Genomic DNA, 22,935 nt, shown 5'->3' with positions numbered 1-22,935 from the left:
GATCATGGGCGGGTGACGCTTCTGCTGACCCGCAGTGACCTCCAGGCCGTGCTCGACGTCGACGAATGCCTGTCCGCCCTGCGCGCGGGGTTCCGTACGGCGCACACCGTGCCGGTCCCCGGGCAGCGGATCCGCACCGACCTGCCGTTTCCGGGGACGGCCACGGCACTGATCCCCGGGGTGCTGCCCGGCGTCGAGGCGTACACGGTGAAGGTCAACGCCAAGTTCCCGGGCGCCCGGCCCGCGTTGCGCGGCGTGATCTGCCTGCACAGCGGCAGGGACGGGGAGTTGCTCGCGCTGCTGGACTCCGCGACGGTCACCGCCTGGCGGACCGGGCTGGCGGCGGCGCTGGGCACGCACGTCCTCGCCCGGCCGGGCGGGGCGGTGGGGGTGATCGGCGCGGGCGCGCAGGCCGAGTTGACGGTGCGCGGCCTGGGCGCGCTGCGGGGCCTCGGCGGCCTCGTCGTCCACGACACGGACGGCACACGTGCCGCAGCGTTCGCCGCGCGGCACGGCGGGCGGCACGGCGGGCGCGTCGCGGGCAGTGCGGCCGAGGTGGCCGCGGCCGCCGACATCGTGCTGCTGGCGACCTGGGCGCGGGAGCCGTTGCTGCGGCTGGCGGACACCCGGGAAGGACAGCACCTCACCAGCCTGGGCGCCGACGAGCCCGGCAAGCGGGAACTGGCGGCCGACCTGCTGGAGCACGCGCTGCTCGTCGTCGACGACCGCGAACTCGCCGCGCGCACGGGCGCCCTGGCGGCGGCCGGACTGCCGGCCGCGGTCGCCGACGCGACCCTGGGGGAGGTGCTGCGGGGCGAGCGTCCCGGGCGGACCGGCGCCGAGGCCCGCACCGTGTACGCGCCGGTGGGGCTGCCCTGGCAGGATCTGGCGCTCGCCTGGACGGCCTACCGCAGGGCGGAGCGGGACGGGCGCGGGCAGCGGACCGACCTGCTGGCGTGACACGGCGGGCAGGCGCGGCGGCCCTGCGCGGCGGGCAGGCGCGGTGGGGAGGCGCGGTGGGCGTGCGCGGTCGGGAGGCGGTGCGCGGCGCGTTGGACGGCGAGAGCGCTCTCACCTCGCCGCCCGTCCCGGAGCTATCCTGATCCGCACCCGCCGATGAGGAGCTTGCAAGTGACCGACACAGCGCCACGTCCCACGCTGGAGGCCGTGGCCGCCCGGGCCGGCGTGTCACGGGCCACCGTCTCCCGAGTGGTGAACGGCGGCGACGGGGTCAGGCGGACGCTCGTCGAAAGGGTCCGCAAGGCCGTCGAGGAACTCGGCTACGTCCCCAACCAGGCCGCGCGCAGCCTGGTCACCCGGCGGCACGACGCCATCGCCGTGGTCATCGCCGAACCGGAGACCCGGGTCTTCGCCGACCCCTTCTTCGCCCTGCAACTGCGCGGCATCAGCAAGGAGCTGACGGCCCACGACAACCAACTGGTGCTGCTGCTCACCGAGGGCCGCGACGACCACGCCCGGGTCGGCCGCTATCTCGCGGGCGGCCACGTCGACGGCGCGCTCGTCTTCTCGCTGCACCTCGACGACCCGCTGCCCGTCCTGATCCGGCGCGCCGGAGTCCCGACCGTGTTCGGCGGGCGCCCCGGCTGGAACGACGGCGACGGTGACGGTGACGGCCGCGACGACGCGGGGGACGTGCAGTACGTCGACAGCGACAACCGCGGCGGCGCCCGCGAGGCCGTACGCCATCTCGCCGGCCTCGGCCGCACCCGCGTCGCGCACATCACCGGGCCCCTCGACCAGACCTCCGCGGCGGACCGGCTCGAGGGATACCGGGACGTCATGGGCACCGCCGACCCGAGGCTGGTCGAGGAGAGCGACTTCACCCCGGCCGGCGGTGAGCGGGCGATGCGCCGGCTCCTCGACCGCTGCCCCGACGTGGACGCCGTCTTCGCCGCCAACGACCTCAGCGCGGCCGGCGCCCTGCGCGTGCTGCGCGAGCACGGTCGGCGGGTGCCCGACGACGTGGCCGTGATCGGCTTCGACGACATGCTGCCCGTCGCCGAGCAGACCGACCCTCCGCTGACGACGGTCCGTCAGGACATCGAGGGCATGGGCCGACTGATGGCCAGGATGCTGCTGGGCCGCCTCGGCCACCGCGGCGCCGGCCAGGACGCGGGGGACGCACCGGCCGACGTGGTGCTGCCGACGACGCTGGTCCGGCGCGCCTCCGCCTGACGCCGCCCCTCAGCTCTGCGGCGGCGCGCTCCTGATCACCGCGAACGGGGCGCCGTAGGGGTCGGCGAGCTTGGCGAAGCGGCCCATGCCCTCGACGTCGGTGGCGGGCGCCCGGACTGTGCCGCCCAGCTCCAGCGCCTCGGCGACCGCCGCGTCGGTGTCCGCGACCTCGAAGTACGGCAGCCAGTGCGCGGTGTCCTCCGACGGGGCGTCGGCGAGCGCGACGACGCCGCCGAACACGGCGTCCTCATCGGCCCCGGCGGGGTTGACGCAGGTGTAGTCGCCGCCGCCGAAGGGCCCCGCCGAGGTCTCCAGGCCGAGCGCGGCGTGGTAGAACGCGGCGGCCGCGGCGACGTCCGGGGTGTACAGCTCGACCCAGGACAGCGCGCCCGCCTCGCCCGCCACCTCGAAGCCCTTGGTCTCGCCGGGCTGCCAGACGCCGAACGGGACGCCGGCCGAGTCGGCGAGGACGGCCATGTGGCCCTGCCCCATCACGTCCACCGGCTGTGCGAGCACGTTGCCGTGCGCCTGCTCGGCCGCCTTCGCGGTGGCCCGCGCGTCCGCGCTCCGGAAGTACACCGTCCAGAAGGGCGGACCCTGCTCGGCGGTGATCTGCATGCCGCCCGCCACGGTCCTCCCGTCCAGCTGGAAGAACCCGTACCCGCCGGCCTCCGGGCCCGCGGACACGAACCGCCAGCCGAAGAGACCGCCGTAGAAGGAGACGGCGCCGTCGATGTCCGAGGTGCTGACGTCGAGCCAGTTCGGAGCGCCGGTGACGAAACGGGTGGTGAGCATTTTTGCCCCTCCTCGCAAGGGTCCCGTTTGTGTGCTGTGCCGAGTCTGACACCGCCCACCGACAATCGCTGTCGCGGCGCCGCGGACGGAGCGGGGCCGCGCCGCGATCACCGTGGGTCACGGCGGCGTCCCTCCGGGTTTCCGCCGCCTCCCGCGCGCCGCCGTGCACCACCGCGTCGTCGTAGGCCACCATCGGGTGGCCGGGGGCCGCGTCGCACGGCGTTGATCGGGCGTTGATCGAACGTTTTTCGGCACGCGGCACGATCACGCACATGCACATCGACACGATCACCCCGGCCGACCTCACCTGGCAGACCCAGGCGCTGTGCGCGCAGACCGGGGCGGACTTCTTCTTTCCCGAGCCGGGCAGCTCGGTGCGTGAGGCGAAGCGCATCTGCGGCATGTGCGAGATGCGGCCCGCCTGCCTGGAGTACGCCCTGCGGAACGACGAACGCTTCGGCGTCTGGGGCGGCCTCTCCGAAAAGGAACGCCTGGACCTCAGACGCGAGGGCGCGGCCCGCTAGGGGTGCGATGGGACGCGGGGCTCACCGGGGCCCGGCGTACGCACCGGCCCTGTGCCAGAGGCTGGGGTGCTCCGCACGGCGTGTGTCCGGCGTTCGGGCGCCCGGCCCGGGCAGGCTGCCGTCGCCTGCGGCCTGCGCGGACCGCAGGCGGGTGGTGCTGTGCGCCGGGGGCGGGGTCTCCCCGCGCGGGTGGTTCCCTGTGCCGGGGCGGGGCTTCCCATCCGGGTGGTGCCCCGTGCCGGGTGACGCCCCGGGCCGGGGCGTCACCCGCGGGTCGCCTCGCGTGAGCCGCCCCGGAACCGGGGTCCCGTGCGGTGGGGGTCAGGCGTTGGCGCGGGCTGCCATTCGGGCCTTGCGGGCGGCGAGCTTCTCGTCGAACTTCAGGGCTTCCGCGTCGAGGCCGCCCAGGAACAGGCCGAGCTCCTCCTGCGCCTGACGTCCCTCGGGGCCGAGGCCGTCGATCTCCATGACCTTCAGGAACCGCAGGACGGGCTGGAGCACGTCGTCGTGGTGGATGCGCAGGTTGTAGACCTCACCGATGGCCATCTGCGCGGCGGCCCGCTCGAAGCCGGGGATGCCGTGCCCGGGCATCCGGAAGTTCACCACGACGTCCCGCACGGCCTGCATGGTCAGGTCGGGGGCGAGCTCGAACGCGGCCTTCAGCAGGTTGCGGTAGAAGACCATGTGGAGGTTCTCGTCGGTCGCGATGCGGGCCAGCATCCGGTCGCAGACGGGGTCGCCGGACTGGTGGCCGGTGTTGCGGTGCGAGATGCGCGTCGCCAGCTCCTGGAAGGCCACGTAGGCGATCGAGTGCAGCATCGAGTGCCGGTTGTCCGACTCGAAGCCCTCGCTCATGTGGGACATCCGGAACTGCTCCAGCTTGTCCGGGTCCACCGCCCGCGAGGTGAGCAGGTAGTCCCGCATGACGATGCCGTGACGGCCCTCCTCGGCGGTCCAGCGGTGCACCCAGGTGCCCCAGGCGCCGTCACGGCCGAAGAGGGAGGCGATCTCGTGGTGGTAGCTGGGGAGGTTGTCCTCTGTCAGCAGATTGACGACCAGCGCGATGCGCCCGACCTCGGTGACCTTGGACTGCTCCTTCTCCCAGGCCTCGCCGTCCTCGAAGAGGCCGGGGAAGTTCCGGCCGTCCGACCACGGCACGTACTCGTGCGGCATCCAGTCCTTGGCGACCTTCAGGTGCCGGTTGAGCTCCTGCTCGACCACTTCCTCCAGCGCGTGCAGCAGCCGGGCGTCGGTCCAGGCAGGGCTGCCGAGGTGAGGGGAAGTGATCGTCATGGAAACTCCAGGGGGACGTACGACGGGGGGACGGACCGGCGAGCGGTGCAGGAACTTACGGAATCGTAGGCTACGAAGCCGTAGGTTACGAAACCGTAGGTTAAGCGCGCTGTAAAGATCCCTGATCAGCCCGGTCGAGGCTGCTGCGGTGGTGGGCGTGTCAAAGGTCAAGGAGGACGAGAAGGACCCGCCGGTCTCCGGACCCGGGAACGTCACCCTGTCAGGTGTACAGCTCCCGGAGCCGCACCGAGAGGCAGGTCACACAGCCCTCGAGCTTCTCGAACTCGCTGATGTCGACCGGCACGGGCTCGTGGCCGAGGTCGGCGAGCAGTTCCGCCGTCTTCGGCGCGCTCGCCGCCATCAGCAGCTTGCCGCCGCCCAGCAGCACGACGTGCGAGCCGGACTCCTCGGGCACCGACAGGAAGCGCGGGAACAGCGAGGGCCGGTCCACCTTCGGGATGTGCCCGATGACGGTCCCGTCCGGCAGCGCCGTGACCGCCGACTTCAGGTGCAGCACCTTGCTCACCGGCACGGCCACCACCCGCGCGCCCAGCGGCTCGAACGCGGCCCGCAACTGCTGGACGCCGGCCGCGTTGGTACGCCCGCCCCGGCCGACGTAGATCGTGTCGCCGACCTTCAGCACGTCGCCGCCGTCCAGCGTGCCCGGGTCCCAGATCCAGTTCACCGAGCAGCCGAGGCGGGCCACGGCCTCCTCCACCCCGGCGGTCTCCCCGCGCCGCGACTCCGCGCCGGACCGCGCGATCAGGGCGACGTTCTTGTACATCACCACCGTGTCCTCGACGAACACCGAGTCCGGGCAGTCCTCGGCCGGGTCCACCTCGATCGTCTCCCAGCCGTGCTCGCGCAGCGCCTCCGCGTACGCCTCCCACTGCCGCACCGCGAGATCGACGTCGACCTTCTCCCGCTCGATGTGCGTCACCAGACCCTCGGCCAGTCGCGGGCTGGGGCGGCGGATGAGAGCCTTCTTGCTGGGCACGTCCGGGTCTCCGTGGTCGGCGGTGGATGGCGGTGTCCGTGACGCGACACCCGTTCGCCATCATGCAGCGCCTTCCGGCCAGGACCAAACACCCGCCGCCGGGTCGTACTCCTCCTGGGACGCGCCGCCGAGGATCCGGCCGAGCTGCTCGGGGCCGGTCTCCCGCAGCTCGCCGTCCAGCAGCAGCCAGCGGGTGACGCCGATCGACTCCAGGAACGGCAGGTCGTGACTCGCGACGAGCAGCGCCCCCTCGTACGACTCCAGGGCCGTCGTCAGCTGCCGCACGCTCGCCATGTCCAGGTTGTTCGTCGGCTCGTCCAGCATCAGCAGCTGTGGCGCCGGCTCGGCCAGCATCAGCGCCGCCAGCGTGGCCCGGAAGCGCTCGCCGCCGGAGAGCGTCGCCGCCTTGCGGTCGGCTCGCGCGCCCCGGAACAGGAAGCGCGCCAGACGGGCGCGGATCCGGTTCCGGGTGGCGCCCGGCGCGAACCGGGCGACGTTCTCGGCGACCGACAGCTCGCCGTCGAGCACGTCGAGCCGTTGCGGCAGGAACCGCAGCGGCACGTGCGCCCGTACCTCCCCGGAGACCGGCGCGAGCTCCCCGGCGACCGTGCGCAGCAGCGTCGTCTTGCCCGCGCCGTTGCGCCCGATCAGCGCCACCCGCTCCGGGCCGCGCAGGTCGAGGCCGCCGGCCACGCACGCGCCGTGGGCGAGCCGCACGTCCCGCAGGGTGAGGACGCCGCGGCCCGGCGGAACGGCCGTGTACGGCAGGTCGACGCGGATCTCGTCGTCGTCCCGTACGGCCTCCACCGCGTCGTCCAGCCGCTCCTTGGCCTCGGCCAGCCTCTCCTCGTGCAGGATGCGGTGCTTGCCGGCGGACTCCTGGGCCGCGCGTTTGCGGGCGCCCATGACGATCTTCGGCTCGCGCTTGTTGTCCCACATCTTCTGCCCGTACCGCTTGCGGCGGGCCAGCTTGAGCCGGGCGTCGGCCAGTTCGCGTTTCTGCTTGCGGACGTCGGCCTCGGCGGCGCGCACCGTGCGCTCGGCCGCCTCCTGTTCGGCGGCGAGCGCCTCCTCGTAGGCGGAGAAGTTGCCGCCGTACCGGGTGATCTCCCCGGCGTGCAGGTCGGCGATCTGGTCGACCAGGTCCAGCAGTTCGCGGTCGTGGCTGACCACGATCAGCACACCGGGCCAGGACCGGACGGCCGCGTACAGCCGCCGGCGCGCGTACAGGTCCAGGTTGTTCGTCGGCTCGTCCAGCAGCAGTACGTCCGGCCGGCGCAGCAACAGCGCCGCCAGCCGCAGCAGCACCGACTCGCCGCCCGACACCTCCCCGACCGTGCGGTCCAACTCGATCTGGCCGAGCCCGAGTTCGCCGAGGGTGGCGAGGGCGCGCTCCTCCACGTCCCAGTCGTCGCCGAGCGTCTCGAAGTGCTCATCGGCCGCGTCGCCCGCCTCGATGGCGTGCAGCGCGGCGCGCCGCGCGGCGATGCCGAGGACCTCGTCGACGCGCAGCCGGGTGTCGAGCGTGACGTTCTGCGGGAGGTGGCCGACCTCGCCCGTCACCCGCACGGCGCCGTCGGCCGGGGTGAGCTGCCCGCCGATCAGCTTCAACAGGGTCGACTTTCCGGAGCCGTTGACGCCGACGAGCCCGGTGCGGCCGGGGCCGAAGGCGACGTCGAGGCCGTCGAAGACGGGGGTGCCGTCGGGCCAGGCGAAGGACAGGGAGGTACAAGTGACGGAAGCAGACATACGGGCCTCGCGGTTGCGTGGTGCGGTCAAGGGCAGACGCGTATCGAGACACCGACGACCGACGGCGGGAGGGGAGCGCACCGGGGCACAGGAAAGGCCCTGCTCCGTCAGGACGGCTCATCGCCGAGGTCGCACGCTGCGCACACACCTCAGGTGTGTGACGCGGTGTCCCGGGACCTCAGACGAGCAACGTCCTTCTCCGATCGACGACAACAGAACCGTCATGCACGGTAGGAGCGGGCCGCGGACGGCGTCAACGCATTTACACGGCCCACCCCGGCCTCACCACCCCTCCCCACTCCGCCTCACCCCACCGCGCCAAGGAGACCCCGTGCCCCACGGTTCGCTCACGCTGCCCGCCCGGCTCCACCTGCTGGCCTGGGACACCGCCACCGGCGAGGTCTCCGGCGCCGCCCCGCTGGTCCGGGCGGGCGCCCTCACCGAACTGGCCCAGCGCGGCCTGCTCCGCGACGACGACGGCATCGCCACTCCGGCCGACATGGACACCCTCACCGGCGACCCCGTCCTCGACGGGCTGCTGGAACTCGTCCGGGAGTCCCGCCCGCACCGGTGGCGCGACTGGGTGACGCTGCACGCGCGCGTGACCGCGGACGCCGTACGGCAGCAGCTGGCCGCCGACGGGTACCTGCGGACGGAACGCAGACGCGTGCTCGGCGTCTTCCCGGCCGCCGGCGGCCACGTCCTGCGGCGCGTCGACGTGGCGCGGGCCCTTCAGGAGGAGGCGCGCCGGACTCTCGCGGGGCCGCTCACGGCGGTGTCCGCGCAGGAGGCGGCCACCGCCGCCCTCGCGGCCGCGGCCGGGCTGCCCACGCCGACGGCCCCGGCCGACGTGGGCGGGCGCCATGAGAAGCGCTCCGAGGGGCGTGCCGATGACCGCTTCGAGGGCCGCGCCGACGAACGCCTCGACGAACGCCTCGACGAACGCTTCGATCACCGCATCGAGGAGCTGGCGCAGCGCACCGGCGCGGCGGGGATCGTGCGGGAGCTGTGCGCGGCGCTGCGCACCACGGCCGTCGCGGCGGGGCGCTGACGGCCCACGCACACGTCTGATTCCCGCCAGCCGCCACCCTGCCCGGCTGATTGGGTGGGACGCATGACGAACGACATCCCCCTGCGCGACCGCGCCCTCGCCTTCCGTTCCCTGCACGTCCCGGGCAGGCCCGTAGTCCTGCCCAACGCCTGGGACGCCGCGAGCGCCGTCCTCGTACAGGACGCGGGCGCCGCCGCGGTCGCGACCACCAGTGCCGGGGTCGCCTGGGCGCTCGGCGCGGCCGACGGTGACCGGCTGGGCCGGGATGCGGCCCTGGAAGCCGTGCGGCGCGTCGCCGCCGCCGTCGGCGTGCCGGTCAGCGCGGACATCGAGAGCGGCTACGCCGAGGACGCCGACGGGATCGCCGACACCGTCCGCGCGGTGCTCGCGGCGGGCGCCGTCGGCGTCAACATCGAGGACGCGCTGCGGGAGAACGCGGCGGCGGGACCGTTGCGTGACGTCGGTGAGCAGGCCGAGCGGATCGCCGCCGCGCGCGAGGCGGCCGACGCCGAGGGGATCCCGCTGTTCGTCAACGCCCGGATCGACACGTTCCTGCGGGGTGCCGGGGGAGTTGACCTCACCCTGGAGCGGGCCGCCGCCTTCCGCGCCGCGGGCGCCGACGGGATCTTCGTCCCCGGGGTCGTCGACCCGGGAACGGTCGGGCTGCTCGCCGACGGCGTCGACGGGCCGCTGAACGTGATGGCGGGCCCCGGCGCACCCCCGGTCGCCGAGCTGGCCGCGCTGGGCGTCGCCCGCGTGAGCGCCGGTTCTTCCCTGGCCCAGGCGGCGTACGCACTGGTCCGCCGCGCCGCGCGGGAGCTGCTGGGCGCGGGGACGTACGGGCCGCTCGCGGACGGGGTGGACTACGGCGAGCTCAACTCGCTGTCCGAGGCGGCGCTCCGGCAGGAGTCACGTCAGTAGGCGTCGCGTATCAGCTCCGCCAGGTCGTGGTCGAGGTCCAGCTGCAGGTGCTCCAGGCCCACCGGCACCAGCTCGCCGCTGGCCCGCAGGAAGCGGCGCACGTCGGCCGAGTGCACGTGCACCACCGCGGTGCCCTCGGGCGCGCGGAACTCCAGGACGGTGCGGTCGAACCCGTACGGGCGCACCCGCACGTCGCCCTGCCCCTCCGGGCCCTCGAGCCCGGTCGCGAGCAGTTCACGCGAGAAGGTCCAGCAGACCTCCACACCCTCCAGGGTGGCCGGGGCCGGGAAGGTCATGCGGACCGCGAACGGGTCGCTGCGGTCGTACCGCAGCACGGCGGGGATGCTCGGCATACGCGGCGCCGCGGCGACGAGGCGGGCCTCCACGGGCTGCTCGATGACGGTGGTCAACGCCTTGCTCCCTTGCTGTGACGGCGAGAACGGGCTTCGGCGGTCGATGAGACCGGGCACTGGGAGAGACGACGGAATGGTCCATTCAGTGCGCACGGAGAGCTAGTGACCTCTGTCACCGCGTTCATGCGCGGAAGTGACCCGGCCCACCTCCCGGGCGCCGGAGCCGCGCTCCGGCCCACCTCCCGGGCGCCGGAGCGCGGCCGCGCCCGCTGAGGCCGGTGGAGTGAGGACGCCCCGGAATGTGAGGCATCGGCCGAGACGTGGGTACCCGGTCGCTCCCGGCGAAAGGAGTGACCCGACATGCCGAGCGGTTCGAGTCCCAAGCGGGAACGCCAGTACGAGCACATCAAGAAGAGCGCCGAGGACCGTGGCGAGAGCACCGGGCGCGCCGAGGAGATCGCGGCCCGGACGGTCAACAAGGAACGGGCGCGCTCCGGCGAGTCCAAGACGGCCAGTCGCACCTCGACCCAGGACAAGTCCTCCGGTCAGCGGGGCGGCCAACGGTCCGGCAAGGGGTCGCAGGGGCCGACCTACGACCAGTTGTACGAGGAGGCCAAGCGCCGCGGCGTCCACGGCCGCTCCGACATGAACAAGAGCCAGCTGCAGCGCGCTCTCGACGAAAAGGGCTGAAACGGCCGGACCCCGCGGAGCGGCTCAGGCGGGCGGCTGCCGGTACTGCTCCAGTGCCGGCGCCGTCCGGGCGGCGACGAACTCGGTGATGCGGTACTCGCACACCCCGGCGGTGACGAAGGGGTCGCCCGCGGCGATCTCCTCGGCGTGCGCGCGGCTGTCGGCGACGGCGAGGATCATCCCGCCCTCGCGGGGCTTCTTGACGCCCGCGGCGAGGAAGACCCCCTTCGCGAACTGCTCGTCCAGCCACGCCCGGTGCGCCTCCAGCTCGGCGTCGACGGCCTCGAGCGGGGCGGTGTAGGTCAGCTCCATCACGAACATGATCACGAGCCTACGCCGCCGGGCGCGCGGCCCCGTAGTCTCGTGCTCATCATGACGGTGAGCATCCCCGCGGGCTGGCCCGCGACCGAGGAGCAGGCGCGTGCGGTCCAGGACGAGCTGCGGGCCCGGGTGGTCCTCGGCGAGTCCGGCCCCCCGCCCGGAACGGGCCCGGTCACGGGCGTCGACGTGGCCTACGACGACGAACGGGACGTCGTCGCGGCGGCGGCCGTCACGCTGGACGCGGCGACCCTGGAGGTCGTCGCCGAGGCTACGGCGGTGGGGCGGATCTCCTTCCCGTACGTCCCCGGCCTGCTCGCCTTCCGCGAGATCCCCACGGTCCTCGCCGCCCTCGATGCGCTGCCCCGCGATCCCGGCCTGATCGTCTGCGACGGCTACGGCCTCGCCCACCCGCGCCGCTTCGGCCTCGCCAGCCACCTCGGCGTCCTGACGGGCCTGCCCACCATCGGGGTCGCCAAGAACCCCTTCGCCTTCACCTACGACGACCCGGGCGGGCGGCGCGGAGACGCCTCCCCGCTGCTCGACGGCGCCGAGGAGGTCGGCCGCGCCCTGCGCACCCGGGACGCCGTCAAGCCGGTCTTCGTCTCCGTCGGCCACCGCACGAGCCTGGACGACGCCTGCGCGCACACCCTGGCCCTGACCCCGCGCTACCGCCTGCCGGAGACCACCCGCAGGGCGGACGCGCTGTGCCGGAGGGCGCTGCGGGAGGCCGCGCCGCCGAAACCGCCCCCGCCCGTCACCGACCGTGCGGCGGCGGACCCGGCCCGGTCCTGAGGGCGCACCCTGCCGCGGCTGAGTACCGCGTGCCGGTCTGAGTACCCGTACGGATGTGGCGCGGCCGGCCCGGGCGGCAGGCTGTGCGGCATGACCACGCACCGCGCCCCCAAGCCCCTGTCCGACCCCGGCCGTCCCGTCGAGCGTGCCGTGACGGCCGCCCTGGTCCTCGCCGTGCTGGCGGGACTGGGCTGGACATTCGGGATGATCTACACCGTCGCGGGCTGGTCGCTGTAGCGGCCCGCCACTCCCGGCCGCCCCACGAAGACGGCCCCCCGGCGTTCCCCGACCGGCTCCCGGGCTCGCCGCCCGTGGAAGCCACCGGCTCGCGGTCGCCGGTGGCTCACCGGGCTGAAGCCGTCGGTGGCTCACCGGTCCGCAGCCGTCGGTGGCTCACCGGTCCGCAGCCGTCGGTGGCCCGCCGTCGCCGGTAGCTCATCGGCCCACCCCCCCCCGAACCTCACACGGCTTGCAGTCTCCGAGGCTCACCGGCCCGCCACCCCCGAGCCTCACCGGTCCCGTAGCCGCAGGCTCACCGGCTGGCCGCCACCCGGAAGACGATTCCCGCCTTGCGCAACCGTTCGGTGAGGGCGTCGCCCATGGCGACCGCGGTGGTGACCTGGCCGGCCGTCGGCGGGAGGCCGTCGAGGGCCAGCGACAGCGCCGACTCGGCGAACATCTTGGCCGTCTCGTCGTACCCGGGGTCGCCGCCCGTGACCTCGGTGAACACGCGTCGGCCGCCGCCCTCGCCGACGAACCGGACGCGGAACCAGCTCGCGGCCCGCTTCTGCTCGCTCGGTCCGTCGCCGGGCTTGAGCCGGTCCGACAGCCGGCGCCGGACCGGCGGCACCTGGGCCGCCGCGACGAGCCCGCCCACGGCCGCGACCCCGCCCAGCGCCACCGGAAGCCGCCGCACGGCCGCGTAGTGCCGGTAGCGGAAGTCGGGGCCGTAGCGCTCCAGGGCGCGCGCGGACCGGCGGACGATCTGCGGGTCGATGGTCGGCAGCGGCAGCGCCCACGCGCCGACCTCCCTGGCGAACCGCGGGGCCCCCGGCGAGGTGATCGCCCGGCGGCCCACCAGCCGGGGCTCGTGATGCCGGCGGTCGCGTTCGGCGGCCAGCATCGGCCGCACCCGGGCGAACTGGTTGAGCGCCGAGGCGAAGGTGCCGCCGGAGAAGGCCGCGTCCGCGGTGACGAACCCCTCGACGGACAGCGGCACGCCCTCCGGCAGCTGCCGGACGGTGAAGTACACGCCGAGGTCGTGCGGCACGGAGTCGAACCCGCAGGCGTGCAGCAGCCGCGCGCCGGTCTCCCGGGCGCGCGCGTCGTGGCGCACGTAGACCCGGTCCACGAACTCGGGCTCGCCGGTGAGGTCGAGACAGTCCGTTCCGGCGTCGGCGCACGCGGCGACGAGTTCCTCCCCGTAGGTGACGTACGGTCCCACGGTGGTCGCCACCACGCGCGCCTGGCCGGCGAGCGCGCGCATGGAGTCCGGGTCGGACACGTCCGCGCGCAGCACGCCGATCGGGTTCCGGGCCGGCAGCCGGTCCCGCAGCCGCCGCAGCTTCAGGTCGCTGCGGCCGGCGATCGCCCAGCGCAGCCCCTCGGGGGCGTGTGCGGCCAGGTACTCCGCGGTGAGCGCCCCGACGAAACCCGTGGCTCCGAAGAGCACGATGTCGTACGGGCGGTCCGCCCGGTTCAGCCTGTTCATGACACCCCTCGGTTCCGCAGTGCGCGCCGTCGTCGGCCGCTGAGGCTAGCGTGAGCGGTAGGGACCTGGCGAGTAATTGTCTAAGCGCTTGCTCGTCCAGGTCTTGTGCGGAGTGCGGTGCGTTCATAGCATCACCGGTGTTACATCGTTTGTGTCACACAGGTCGGGGCCGCGGTACGGCGGCCGCCGGAGTCACAGCGCAGGGGGCCGGATGACAGCGGCAGGAACGTCCGGGCGAGGCCCGCTCACCGGCGTGCGCGTCGTCGAGCTGGCCGGCATCGGACCCGGCCCGTTCGCCGCCATGCTGCTGGCCGACCTCGGCGCCGACGTCGTCCGGGTGGACCGCCCCGGCGGCGCCGCCCTCGGCATCGACCCGGGCCGTGACGTGACCAACCGCAACAAGCGCTCGGTGATCGTCGACCTGAAGTCCGCGGACGGCGCCGCCCGCGTCCTCGGCCTCGCCGCCCGCGCCGACATCCTGATCGAGGGCTACCGCCCCGGCGTCGCCGAGCGCCTCGGCGTCGGCCCCGACGCCTGCCACGCCCGCAACCCGAAGCTGGTCTACGGCCGCATGACCGGCTGGGGCCAGGACGGGCCGCTCGCCGACCGCGCGGGGCACGACATCGCCTACATCGCCCTCACCGGCGCCCTCGGCCTGACCGGCGCCCCCGACGCGCCCCCGGCCGCCCCCGCCAACCTGCTCGGCGACTACGCGGGCGGCTCGCTCTACCTCGTCGTCGGCGTCCTCGCCGCGCTGCACCACGCCCGCGCGACGGGCGCCGGGCAGGTCGTCGACGCCGCCATCGTCGACGGCACCTCCCACCTCTCCACGATGATCCACGGCATGCTCGCCGCCGGCGCCTGGCAGGACCGGCGCGGCGCCAACCTCCTCGACGGCGGCTGCCCCTACTACGGCACCTACGAGACGGCCGACGGGAAGTACATGGCGGTCGGCGCCCTGGAACCGCAGTTCTACGAGCGGTTCGTCGCCCTGCTCGGCCTGCCGGACCAGGCGGACGCCCGCACGGACGTCACGCGCTGGGACGAGCTGCGCGAGGCGGTCGCCGCCCGCTTCAGGTCCCGTACCCGGGACGAGTGGACGGCCGTCTTCGACGGCACCGACGCGTGCGTGGCCCCGGTGCTGACCCTGACCGAGGCCCCGCACCACCCCCACCTGGCCGCCCGCGGCACCTTCACCGACCACGGCGGCATCACCCAGCCCGCACCCGCGCCCCGGTTCTCCGCGACCCCCGCCTCCGTCCGCCGCGGACCCGCGCGGCCCGGCGCCGACACCGCCGACGTGGCACGCGACTGGGACGTACCCGACCTGACGTCCGACCCGACGAAGGACCTCGCATGAAGCGGCAGATCTTCGCCCCCGAGCACGACGCGTTCCGCGAGACCGTGCGCGCCTTCCTCGCCAGGGAGGTGCTGCCGCACTACGAACAGTGGGAGAAGGACGGCATCGTCTCCCGCGATGCCTGGCTGGCGGCCGGCAAACAGGGACTGCTCGGGCTCGCGGTGCCCGAGGAGTACGGCGGCGGGGGCACCGACGACTTCCGCTACAGCGCCGTCCTGGCCGAGGAGTTCACCCGCGCCGGCACCCCCGGACTCGCCCTGGGCCTGCACAACGACATCATCGGCCCGTACCTGACCGGCCTGGCCACCGAGGAGCAGAAGCGCCGTTGGCTGCCCGGCTTCTGCGACGGCTCGCTGATCACCGCCATCGCCATGACCGAGCCCGGCGCCGGGTCCGACCTCCAGGGCATCAGGACCCACGCCGAGGACCGCGGCGACCACTGGCTGCTCAACGGCTCCAAGACCTTCATCTCCAACGGCATCCTCGCCGACCTCGTGATCGTCGTCGCCCGAACCACCCCCGAGGGCGGCGCGCACGGACTGTCGCTGCTGGTCGTCGAGCGCGGCACGGACGGCTTCGAACGCGGCCGCAACCTCGACAAGATCGGCCAGAAGGCGCAGGACACGGCCGAGTTGTTCTTCCGCGACGTGCGGGTGCCCAAGGAGAACCTGCTCGGTGAACTCAACGGCGCCTTCGGACACCTGATGACGAACCTCGCCCAGGAGCGGCTGAGCATCGCCGTCGCCGCGATCGCCGCCGCCGAGCACCTGCTGGAGATCACCGTCCGGTACGTCAAGGAGCGTGAGGCGTTCGGCCGGCCGCTGGCCACCAAGCAGCACATACGCTTCGAGACCGCCGAGATGGCCACCGAGTGCGCCGTCACCCGCGCGTTCCTCGACCGCTGCGTCGAGGAGCACACCGACGGCGGACTCGACGCCGTGCACGCCTCCATGGCCAAGTGGTGGGCGACCGAACTGCAGAAACGCGTCGCCGACCGCTGCCTGCAACTGCACGGCGGCTACGGCTACATGACCGAATACCCGGTCGCCAGGGCCTTCACCGACGGCCGCATCCAGACCATCTACGGCGGGACCACCGAGATCATGAAAGAGATCATCGGCCGTTCCCTGCTCGCCTGACCCTCACCGAAAGGCTTTCCCGTGAGCACCGAAGCGTACGTGTACGACGCGATCCGCACCCCGCGCGGCCGCGGCAAGGCGAACGGCGCCCTGCACGGCACCAAGCCCGTCGACCTCGTCGTCGGGCTCATCCACGAGATCCGCGACCGGTTCCCCGACCTCGACCCGGCGGCGATCGACGACATCGTCCTCGGCGTGGTCAGCCCGCTCGGCGACCAGGGCTCCGTTCTCCCGCGGATCGCCGCCATCGCCGCGGGACTGCCGGACACCGTCGCCGGCGTACAGGAGAACCGCTTCTGTGCGTCCGGCCTGGAGGCGGTCAACATGGCCGCGGCCAAGGTCCGTTCGGGCTTCGAGGACCTCGTCCTGGCGGGCGGCGTCGAGTCGATGTCCCGGGTCCCGATGGGCTCCGACGGCGGCGCCTGGTTCAACGACCCGATGACCAACCTCGCCACCAACTTCGTGCCGCAGGGCATCGGCGCCGACCTGATCGCCACCATCGAGGGCTTCACCCGCCGGGACGTCGACGAGTACGCGGCGCTGTCGCAGGAGCGGGCGGCCACGGCGTGGAAGGAGGGCCGCTTCGACCGGTCCGTCGTCCCGGTGAAGGACCGCAGCGGCCTGGTCGTCCTCGACCACGACGAGCACCCGCGCCCCGGCACCACCGCCGACTCCCTGGCCGGGCTCAAGCCGTCCTTCGCGGACATCGGCGAACTCGGCGGCTTCGACGCCGTCGCCCTGCAGAGGTACCACTGGGTCGAGAAGATCGACCACGTCCACCACGCCGGCAACTCCTCCGGCATCGTCGACGGCGCCTCGCTGGTCGCGATCGGCTCCAAGGAGGTGGGGGAGCGCTACGGACTCACCCCGCGCGCCCGGATCGTGGCCGCCGCCGTCTCCGGCTCCGAGCCCACCATCATGCTCACCGGCCCGGCGCCCGCCACCCGCAAGGCGCTCGCCAAGGCCGGACTCACCATCGACGACATCGACCTCGTCGAGATCAACGAGGCCTTCGCCGCGGTCGTCCTGCGCTTCGTCAAGGACATGGGCCTGTCCCTGGACAAGGTCAACGTCAACGGCGGCGCGATCGCGCTCGGCCACCCCCTCGGCGCGACCGGCGCGATGATCCTCGGCACGCTCGTCGACGAACTGGAGCGCCAGGACAAGCGCTACGGCCTCGCCACGCTGTGCGTGGGCGGCGGCATGGGCATCGCGACGATCGTCGAGCGCATCTGAATCCCAGCGAACCGCACGCGACTTCTACGGAGACCTCCTCATGACCGAGAGCACCACCATCCGCTGGGAACAGGACGACACCGGCGTCGTCACCCTCGTCCTGGACGACCCCAACCAGTCCGCGAACACCATGAACCAGGCGTTCCGCGACTCCCTCGCCGCCGTCACCGACCGCCTGGAGGCCGAGCAGGACTCCATCCGCGGCGTCATCGTCACCTCCGCCAAGAAGACCTTCTTCGCCGGCGGCGACCTGCGCGACCTGATCCGGGTCACCCCGGACACCGCGCAGGAGCTGTTCGACGGCGGCATGGCCATCAAGCGCAACCTGCGCCGCATCGAGACCCTCGGCAAGCCGGTCGTCGCGGCGATCAACGGCGCGGCCCTGGGCGGCGGTTACGAGATCGCCCTGGCCTGCCACCACCGCGTCGCCCTCGACGCCCCCGGCTCGAAGATCGGCCTGCCCGAGGTCACCCTCGGCCTGCTCCCCGGCGGCGGTGGCGTGGTGCGCACCGTACGCCTGCTCGGCATCGCCGACGCGCTGCTGAAGGTGCTGCTGCAGGGCACCCAGTACGACCCGCGCCGCGCGCTCGACAACGGCCTGGTCGACGAGGTCGCCGCCACCCCGGACGAACTCCTCGCCAAGGCCCGCGCCTTCATCGACGCCCACCCCGAGTCGCGGCAGCCCTGGGACAAGCCCGGCTACCGCATCCCCGGCGGCACCCCCGCCAACCCCAAGTTCGCGGCCAACCTGCCCGCCTTCCCGGCGAGCCTGCGCAAGCAGACGAACGGCGCCCCCTACCCGGCCCCGCGCAACATCCTCGCCGCGGCCGTCGAGGGCTCCCAGGTCGACTTCGACAACGCCCAGGTCATCGAGGCCCGCTACTTCGTGGAACTGGCCGCCGGGCAGACCTCGAAGAACATGATCCAGGCGTTCTTCTTCGACCTCCAGGCCGTCAACTCCGGCGCCAACCGCCCGAAGGGCGTCGAGCCCCGCCAGGTCCGCAAGGTCGCCGTGCTCGGCGCGGGCATGATGGGCGCGGGCATCGCCTACTCGTGCGCCCGCGCGGGCATCGAGGTCGTCCTGAAGGACGTCTCCGCGGAGGCGGCCGCCAAGGGCAAGGCCTACTCCGAGAAACTGTGCGCCAAGGCAGTCTCCCGCGGCCGTACCACCCAGCAGAAGGCGGACGCGCTGCTGGCCCGCATCACGCCCACCGCCGACCCGCAGGACCTGGCCGGCTGCGACGCGGTCATCGAGGCCGTGTTCGAGGACCCGGCGCTCAAGCACAAGGTGTTCCAGGAGATCCAGCACATCGTCGAGCCGGACGCGCTGCTGTGCTCCAACACCTCCACCCTGCCGATCACCGTGCTCGCCGAGGGCGTCGAACGGCAGGCCGACTTCATCGGACTGCACTTCTTCTCGCCCGTCGACAAGATGCCCCTGGTCGAGATCATCAAGGGCGAGCGCACCGGCGAGGAGGCGCTGGCGCGCGCCTTCGACCTGGTCCGGCAGATCAAGAAGACGCCGATCGTGGTCAACGACTCGCGCGGCTTCTTCACCTCACGGGTGATCGGCCACTTCATCAACGAGGGCGTCGCCATGGTCGGCGAGGGCATCGAGCCCGCGTCGGTCGAGCAGGCGGCGGCGCAGGCGGGCTACCCCGCGAAGGTGCTGTCGCTGATGGACGACCTGACGCTCACCCTCCCGCGCAAGATCCGCAACGAGTCCAAGCGGGCCGTCGAGGAGGCGGGCGGCACCTGGCCCGGGCACCCCGCCGAGGCCGTCATCGACCGCATGGTCGACGAGTTCGGCCGCACCGGCCGCAGCGGCGGCGCCGGCTTCTACGAGTACGGGGAGGACGGCAAGCGCCTGCGCCTGTGGCCCGGCCTGCGCGAGCACTTCACCAAGGCCGGCCATGAGATCCCCTTCCAGGACATGCAGGAACGCATGCTGTTCTCCGAGGCGCTGGACACCGTCCGGCTCCTGGAGGAGGGCGTGCTGACCTCCGTCGCCGACGCCAACATCGGCTCGATCTTCGGCATCGGCTTCCCCGGCTGGACCGGCGGCGTGCTGCAGTACGTCAACGGCTACGACGGCGGCGCCGGGGCAGGTGTCGGCCTGCCCGGCTTCGTCGCCCGCGCGCGTGAGCTCGCCGAGCGCTACGGCGACCGGTTCACCCCGCCGGCGCTGCTGGTCGAGAAGGCGGAGAAGGGGGAGACCTTCACCGACGCGCGCTGACCCCGGTCACCGCCGCCGACCCATGCCCCCGCCGCCCCGGACCTCCGGGGCGGCGGGGGCGCGGCGTGCGCCGGGCCGGGCGGGCTCGGCACAGGGCCGGTCGGCCCCTGGCGAAGCGCGGGCGGCGCGCACACCCTGAGGATGCGGGGCCCGTCGATCCGCCAGGGGGGGGCGTCATGTCGCAGTCACGGCCAGTCCTGAGGAGACTGCTCACCGTCTCGTCCGCCTGGGTCCTCGGCGGCACCGCCGTCCTGGTCTTCGCGCCGGTCGCGGCCGCCGAACCGGCCACCTCCGTCGCCTATCCGCCGGGCTCCACCGCGACCCGCTATTCCGGCCTCGCCTTCGACGCCTGCACCGCCCCGCCGCTGACGACGCTGCAGGCCTGGAGCACCTCTCCGTACCGCGCAATCGGCGTCTACGTCTCGGGCGTCAACCGCACCTGCGCGCAGCCGGAGCTGACCTCGTCCTGGGTGGCCTCCGCGGCCCGGCTGAAGTGGCGGCTGCTGCCCGTCCACAAGGGCCTGCAGCCCCCCTGCGGGGCCCGCCCGACCGACGAGAAGATCAGCACCACCCCGGCGACCGCCCGCGGTCAGGGCACCGCCGCGGCCAAGGAGGCCGTCACCGCGGCCAAGGCGCTCGGCATGCTGCCCGGCAGCGCGCTGTACAACGACATCGAGCACTACAGCCAGACCGACACCGCCTGCCGCACCGCCGTGCTGTCCTACCTCTCCTCCTGGACCAAGGAACTGCACCGCGTCGGATACGTCTCCGGCGTCTACATGAACCTCAACCTGGGCGCCGCGCAGCTCGCCGACGCGTACACCTCCACCGCGTACGCACGGCCGGACGCCCTGTGGATCGCCCGCTACGACGGCCTCGACTCCCTCAAGGGCTGGTCCGGCGTCGCCGACGCCAAGTGGGCCGTCCACCAGCGCGGCAAGCAGTTCCGCGGCGGCCACGACGAGACGTACGGCGGTGTCACCCTGAACATCGACACCGACCGCATCGACGCGCCCGTCGCCACGGTCGCCCTGCCCTACCAGGTCACCAGCACCACCCCGCTCAACGCCCGCACCGGCCCCTCGGCCGACTACCCGGTCGCCGCGACGTACGCGCCGGGCTCCGCCCTGAAGGTGGTCTGCCAGGCACCCGGCGCCAAGGTCGGCACCACGTCCGTCTGGGACCGGCTCACGAACGGCGCCTACGTCTCCGACCGCTACGTCAGCACCCCCTCCGGCACCGGCTACAGCCCGCCGCTGCCGCGCTGCGCCTACCCGTACCAGGTGACCGCCCCGGCCGGGCTGACCGAACGCAGCGGCCCCGGCACCGGCTACGCGGCCGTCGGCACCTCACCGGGCGGCGCCCTGGCCTGGGTCACCTGCCGGCGCCCCGGCTCGACCGTCGGCACCACCAACATCTGGGACCGCCTGGACAACGGCCACTACGTCTCCGACCGCTACCTGGCGACCCCCAGCACCACGACCTACGGCAAACCGGTCCCACGCTGCTGAGCGCGGCTCAGACGGGCCGGCCCTCCCGCGGCTCGGACAGCCACTGCTGCAGTTCCTCCTTCAACGACCGCTGGAACGTCGTCAGCAGCGCCTGCACCACCAGCGGCTGCATGTGCGCGGAGAGCGTCCGCACGTCCTGCTGGTCCCGCTCGGAGACCTCGCCCCGGAACAGCCGCGACAGCTCGCGCGCGGCCGCCCGCGAGTGCTCCACCAGCACCGACCGGGCCGCGAGGATGGCGTCGTGGGACAGCGGCACGTCCAGCAGCTCCACGGCCAGCCGGAGCTGACCGCAGTCGACGCGGTAGCCGTCCCCCTCGGGCCGCACGACGTTCATGGCCGCCAGCCGCTCCATGTCGTCCTCGTCCAGCGGCCGCCCCGCCCGGCGCCGCAGCTCCTCCGGCGTCAACGTCTCCACCGCGTCCGGCGCCCAGGAGGCCACCACGGCCCGGTGGATGGCCAGGTCCCGGTGGCTCAGGTCCGGCGGCAACTGCCCCATGTAGCGCTCGATCGCCGCCAGCGTCATGCCCTGGCGCTGCAGCTCCTCGATGAGCGCCAGCCGGGCCACGTGCCGCGGCCCGTAGTGGCCCACCCGCCGGGGACCGATCACCGGCGGCGGCAGCAGCCCCTTGGTGCTGTAGAACCGGACCGTGCGGACCGTCATCCCGGCCCGCGCGGCCAGCTCGTCGATCGTGAGCGTCGGCTCCTCGGCGTCGGTCGTCATGTGCAGCAGTATCGCTGTCACACCAGTACTGCGAAACCTCCCGGACCGCGCCCGTTCCGAGCCGGTCCGCTGTCTGCCGGTCTTTCGCTGCCGGTCCGCTGTCCGCCGGTCTTTCGCTGCCGGTCTGCTGTCCGCCCCGGTCCTCCGCCGCTGATCTCCTGCCGCCGGCCGACGGCGGTCTCTAGGGTGGGCCCATGACGAAGATCGCACACGGCGGCCCGGTCCGGGACCACCACGCCCGGGGTGACGTCGCGTGAGCCGGGACATCGATGTGCTCGTCCTGGGCGGCGCGGGCGTGGACACCGTGATCCGCGTGCCCCGGCTGCCGCTCCCGTACGCCGACAGCTACCTGATCGGCTCCGGCATCCACACCCGCGCCGGGCAGACCGGCGACTTCGTCGCCCTGGGGCTGGCCGCGCTCGGCCTGCGCACCCACCACCTCGACTGGCTGGGCGACGACCCCGAGGGCGACCTGGTCCGCGCGCTGCACCAGGAACGGGGCGTCCCGCTGACCGCGGTCCCGCAGCCCGCCGGCACGAAACGCGCGGTCAACCTCGTCGGCCCCGACGGCCGGCGCCTGTCGCTGTACGACGGGACCCGCCGGCACGACGACGACCGGTTCCCGGAGCCGGAGCTGCGCGCCCTGGCCACCGCGAGCCGCCACGCCCACGTCGCGATCACCCATCCCTGCGCGCACGCCCTGCCGCTGCTGCGCGAGTGCGGGGTGACCGTCTCCACCGACCTGCACGACTGGGACGGCGAGAACCCGTACCACGAGCCGTTCGCCCACGAGGCGGACCTGGTCTTCCTGTCCGCCGCCGCGCTCGGCGACCCGGAGCGGACGATGCGCCGCATCGCCGAGCGGGGCCGGGCCCGGATCGTCGTCGCCACGGCCGGCGCCGAGGGCGCCCACCTGCTCGCGGACGGGGAGCTGAGCCGCGTACCGGCGGTCGCGCCGCCCGCCGAAGTGGTCGACTCCAACGGCGCGGGCGACGCCTTCGCCGCCGCGTTCCTCTACGGCCACCTGCGCGGCGAGCCCCCGCGGCGCTGCGCCCGGTACGGCGCGGTGGCCGGCGCGCACGCCTGCACGGTCCCGGCCACCCGGACCGGGACGATCAGCCGTGACGAACTCCTGGCCAGGGCAGCCGACCCGCACCCGGCGGACCCGGCGCCCCTGTAAGCCCCGCGCCCCCGGCGCCTTCGCAGGCCCCGCCGCGCCTGTGCGGTTTCCCCGCCGGGGCGGCCGGGCCGGCGGGGGAAACCAGGCCCAATGGAACTCATTCTTGGCCGCGACCTTCTTTCCCCACCTCGGCCGCGGCAAAACCGCCCAAAGGCGGGG

22 protein-coding genes are annotated in these 22,935 nt (G+C 73.6%); 14 read left to right on the top strand and 8 right to left on the bottom strand.

The features are described 5' to 3' along the window. Nucleotides 1-12: 12 nt before the first annotated feature. Nucleotides 13-960, top strand: a complete 948-nt coding sequence (locus ACZ5GT_RS38165) for an ornithine cyclodeaminase family protein (protein ID WP_469035809.1) — start codon at nucleotides 13-15, stop codon at nucleotides 958-960. Nucleotides 961-1,131: 171 nt separating this feature from the next. Further along, nucleotides 1,132-2,196: a LacI family DNA-binding transcriptional regulator gene (locus ACZ5GT_RS38160; protein WP_469035807.1), complete on the top strand. Its 1,065-nt coding sequence runs from the start codon at nucleotides 1,132-1,134 to the stop codon at nucleotides 2,194-2,196. 9 nt (nucleotides 2,197-2,205) lie between these two features. Here ACZ5GT_RS38160 and ACZ5GT_RS38155 read toward each other — a convergent pair whose 3' ends face one another. After that, nucleotides 2,206-2,991 carry a VOC family protein gene (locus ACZ5GT_RS38155; protein ID WP_469035806.1) on the bottom strand — a complete coding sequence of 262 codons (786 nt, stop codon included), beginning with the start codon at nucleotides 2,989-2,991 and terminating at the stop codon, nucleotides 2,206-2,208. 272 nt (nucleotides 2,992-3,263) lie between these two features. Here ACZ5GT_RS38155 and ACZ5GT_RS38150 point away from each other — a divergent pair, with 272 nt between their 5' ends. Next, nucleotides 3,264-3,515: a WhiB family transcriptional regulator gene (locus ACZ5GT_RS38150; protein ID WP_469035804.1), complete on the top strand. Its 252-nt coding sequence runs from the start codon at nucleotides 3,264-3,266 to the stop codon at nucleotides 3,513-3,515. Nucleotides 3,516-3,836: 321 nt separating this feature from the next. On the opposite strand, the gene ACZ5GT_RS38145 is transcribed toward ACZ5GT_RS38150, so the two are convergent. From ACZ5GT_RS38145 to ACZ5GT_RS38135, 3 genes are all read right to left on the bottom strand, one after another. Continuing rightward, entirely contained in the window at nucleotides 3,837-4,808 is a 972-nt protein-coding gene (locus tag ACZ5GT_RS38145) for an acyl-ACP desaturase (RefSeq protein ID WP_469035802.1), read from the bottom strand. 220 nt (nucleotides 4,809-5,028) lie between these two features. Beyond that, nucleotides 5,029-5,805 (bottom strand): dimethylargininase, encoded by a 777-nt coding sequence (ddaH, locus tag ACZ5GT_RS38140; RefSeq protein ID WP_469035800.1) that lies wholly within the window; start codon nucleotides 5,803-5,805, stop codon nucleotides 5,029-5,031. Between the two features lie 60 nt (nucleotides 5,806-5,865). Next, the gene (locus ACZ5GT_RS38135; RefSeq protein ID WP_469035819.1) at nucleotides 5,866-7,554 is read right to left on the bottom strand and encodes an ABC-F family ATP-binding cassette domain-containing protein; all 1,689 of its coding nucleotides are present in this window, start codon (nucleotides 7,552-7,554) and stop codon (nucleotides 5,866-5,868) included. 331 nt (nucleotides 7,555-7,885) lie between these two features. On the opposite strand from ACZ5GT_RS38135, the gene ACZ5GT_RS38130 reads away from it, so the two are divergent. Further along, nucleotides 7,886-8,605: a GOLPH3/VPS74 family protein gene (locus tag ACZ5GT_RS38130; protein ID WP_469035798.1), complete on the top strand. Its 720-nt coding sequence runs from the start codon at nucleotides 7,886-7,888 to the stop codon at nucleotides 8,603-8,605. 63 nt (nucleotides 8,606-8,668) lie between these two features. Further along, nucleotides 8,669-9,526, top strand: coding sequence for an isocitrate lyase/PEP mutase family protein (locus ACZ5GT_RS38125; RefSeq protein WP_469035796.1), 858 nt, complete (start codon nucleotides 8,669-8,671; stop codon nucleotides 9,524-9,526). Here the strand turns inward: ACZ5GT_RS38125 and ssgD are convergent. Beyond that, on the bottom strand, nucleotides 9,520-9,936 hold the full coding sequence (gene ssgD, locus ACZ5GT_RS38120; protein WP_469035794.1) for a spore wall synthesis regulator SsgD: 417 nt from the start codon (nucleotides 9,934-9,936) through the stop codon (nucleotides 9,520-9,522). The two genes, ACZ5GT_RS38125 and ssgD, sit on opposite strands and share 7 nt — an antisense overlap. Before the next feature lie 303 nt (nucleotides 9,937-10,239). Between ssgD and ACZ5GT_RS38115 the strand changes: the two genes are divergently transcribed. Continuing rightward, nucleotides 10,240-10,569 carry a plasmid stabilization protein gene (locus ACZ5GT_RS38115; RefSeq protein ID WP_469035791.1) on the top strand — a complete coding sequence of 110 codons (330 nt, stop codon included), beginning with the start codon at nucleotides 10,240-10,242 and terminating at the stop codon, nucleotides 10,567-10,569. 24 nt (nucleotides 10,570-10,593) lie between these two features. On the opposite strand, the gene ACZ5GT_RS38110 is transcribed toward ACZ5GT_RS38115, so the two are convergent. Further along, nucleotides 10,594-10,890 (bottom strand): YciI family protein, encoded by a 297-nt coding sequence (locus tag ACZ5GT_RS38110; protein WP_469035789.1) that lies wholly within the window; start codon nucleotides 10,888-10,890, stop codon nucleotides 10,594-10,596. A gap of 51 nt (nucleotides 10,891-10,941) precedes the next feature. Here ACZ5GT_RS38110 and ACZ5GT_RS38105 point away from each other — a divergent pair, with 51 nt between their 5' ends. Together ACZ5GT_RS38105 and mmpA are read left to right on the top strand one after the other, a co-directional pair. Then, nucleotides 10,942-11,682, top strand: a complete 741-nt coding sequence (locus ACZ5GT_RS38105; protein WP_469035788.1) for an endonuclease V — start codon at nucleotides 10,942-10,944, stop codon at nucleotides 11,680-11,682. A 90-nt stretch (nucleotides 11,683-11,772) separates the two neighbouring features. Beyond that, nucleotides 11,773-11,919: a morphogenic membrane protein MmpA gene (gene mmpA / locus ACZ5GT_RS38100; RefSeq protein WP_469035786.1), complete on the top strand. Its 147-nt coding sequence runs from the start codon at nucleotides 11,773-11,775 to the stop codon at nucleotides 11,917-11,919. Between the two features lie 295 nt (nucleotides 11,920-12,214). Here the strand turns inward: mmpA and ACZ5GT_RS38095 are convergent, their stop codons facing one another. Further along, entirely contained in the window at nucleotides 12,215-13,393 is a 1,179-nt protein-coding gene (locus ACZ5GT_RS38095; protein ID WP_469035784.1) for a saccharopine dehydrogenase family protein, read from the bottom strand. Between the two features lie 211 nt (nucleotides 13,394-13,604). On the opposite strand from ACZ5GT_RS38095, the gene ACZ5GT_RS38090 reads away from it, so the two are divergent. From ACZ5GT_RS38090 to ACZ5GT_RS38070, 5 genes are all read left to right on the top strand, one after another. Continuing rightward, nucleotides 13,605-14,753, top strand: coding sequence for a CaiB/BaiF CoA transferase family protein (locus ACZ5GT_RS38090; RefSeq protein WP_469035782.1), 1,149 nt, complete (start codon nucleotides 13,605-13,607; stop codon nucleotides 14,751-14,753). Continuing rightward, the gene (locus ACZ5GT_RS38085) at nucleotides 14,750-15,892 is read left to right on the top strand and encodes an acyl-CoA dehydrogenase family protein (protein ID WP_469035779.1); all 1,143 of its coding nucleotides are present in this window, start codon (nucleotides 14,750-14,752) and stop codon (nucleotides 15,890-15,892) included. Before ACZ5GT_RS38090 ends, ACZ5GT_RS38085 begins: the two co-directional genes overlap by 4 nt. A gap of 21 nt (nucleotides 15,893-15,913) precedes the next feature. After that, nucleotides 15,914-17,128 carry an acetyl-CoA C-acetyltransferase gene (locus tag ACZ5GT_RS38080; protein ID WP_469035777.1) on the top strand — a complete coding sequence of 405 codons (1,215 nt, stop codon included), beginning with the start codon at nucleotides 15,914-15,916 and terminating at the stop codon, nucleotides 17,126-17,128. 40 nt (nucleotides 17,129-17,168) lie between these two features. Beyond that, a complete protein-coding gene (locus ACZ5GT_RS38075) occupies nucleotides 17,169-19,364 on the top strand; it encodes a 3-hydroxyacyl-CoA dehydrogenase NAD-binding domain-containing protein (protein ID WP_469035775.1) in 2,196 nt (731 codons plus the stop codon). 176 nt (nucleotides 19,365-19,540) lie between these two features. Beyond that, entirely contained in the window at nucleotides 19,541-20,875 is a 1,335-nt protein-coding gene (locus ACZ5GT_RS38070; protein WP_469035773.1) for a glycoside hydrolase domain-containing protein, read from the top strand. 7 nt (nucleotides 20,876-20,882) lie between these two features. On the opposite strand, the gene ACZ5GT_RS38065 is transcribed toward ACZ5GT_RS38070, so the two are convergent. After that, nucleotides 20,883-21,596, bottom strand: a complete 714-nt coding sequence (locus tag ACZ5GT_RS38065; protein WP_469035771.1) for a MerR family transcriptional regulator — start codon at nucleotides 21,594-21,596, stop codon at nucleotides 20,883-20,885. Nucleotides 21,597-21,849: 253 nt separating this feature from the next. Between ACZ5GT_RS38065 and ACZ5GT_RS38060 the strand changes: the two genes are divergently transcribed. Continuing rightward, complete coding sequence (locus tag ACZ5GT_RS38060; RefSeq protein WP_469035768.1) at nucleotides 21,850-22,776, top strand: adenosine kinase; 927 nt, start codon at nucleotides 21,850-21,852, stop codon at nucleotides 22,774-22,776. Nucleotides 22,777-22,935: the final 159 nt, after the last annotated feature.

It is taken from the genome of Streptomyces sp. NPDC031340 (genome assembly GCF_055569945.1).
This window is presented reverse-complemented; position numbering and strand designations above follow the sequence as displayed.

Bases quoted from the DNA above. Each gene is read 5' to 3' on its own strand.
- ACZ5GT_RS38155 (WP_469035806.1), bottom strand. From the start codon at position 2,991: ATGCTCACCACCCGTTTCGTCACCGGCGCTCCGAACTGGCTCGACGTC.
- ACZ5GT_RS38135 (WP_469035819.1), bottom strand. From the start codon at position 7,554: ATGTCTGCTTCCGTCACTTGTACCTCCCTGTCCTTCGCCTGGCCCGAC.
- ACZ5GT_RS38105 (WP_469035788.1), top strand. From the start codon at position 10,942: ATGACGGTGAGCATCCCCGCGGGCTGGCCCGCGACCGAGGAGCAGGCG.
- ACZ5GT_RS38085 (WP_469035779.1), top strand. From the start codon at position 14,750: ATGAAGCGGCAGATCTTCGCCCCCGAGCACGACGCGTTCCGCGAGACC.
- ACZ5GT_RS38150 (WP_469035804.1), top strand. From the start codon at position 3,264: ATGCACATCGACACGATCACCCCGGCCGACCTCACCTGGCAGACCCAG.
- ACZ5GT_RS38075 (WP_469035775.1), top strand. From the start codon at position 17,169: ATGACCGAGAGCACCACCATCCGCTGGGAACAGGACGACACCGGCGTC.
- ACZ5GT_RS38110 (WP_469035789.1), bottom strand. From the start codon at position 10,890: ATGTTCGTGATGGAGCTGACCTACACCGCCCCGCTCGAGGCCGTCGAC.
- ACZ5GT_RS38090 (WP_469035782.1), top strand. From the start codon at position 13,605: ATGACAGCGGCAGGAACGTCCGGGCGAGGCCCGCTCACCGGCGTGCGC.
- mmpA (WP_469035786.1), top strand. From the start codon at position 11,773: ATGACCACGCACCGCGCCCCCAAGCCCCTGTCCGACCCCGGCCGTCCC.
- ACZ5GT_RS38065 (WP_469035771.1), bottom strand. From the start codon at position 21,596: ATGACGACCGACGCCGAGGAGCCGACGCTCACGATCGACGAGCTGGCC.
- ACZ5GT_RS38070 (WP_469035773.1), top strand. From the start codon at position 19,541: ATGTCGCAGTCACGGCCAGTCCTGAGGAGACTGCTCACCGTCTCGTCC.
- ACZ5GT_RS38115 (WP_469035791.1), top strand. From the start codon at position 10,240: ATGCCGAGCGGTTCGAGTCCCAAGCGGGAACGCCAGTACGAGCACATC.
- ACZ5GT_RS38125 (WP_469035796.1), top strand. From the start codon at position 8,669: ATGACGAACGACATCCCCCTGCGCGACCGCGCCCTCGCCTTCCGTTCC.
- ACZ5GT_RS38145 (WP_469035802.1), bottom strand. From the start codon at position 4,808: ATGACGATCACTTCCCCTCACCTCGGCAGCCCTGCCTGGACCGACGCC.
- ACZ5GT_RS38095 (WP_469035784.1), bottom strand. From the start codon at position 13,393: ATGAACAGGCTGAACCGGGCGGACCGCCCGTACGACATCGTGCTCTTC.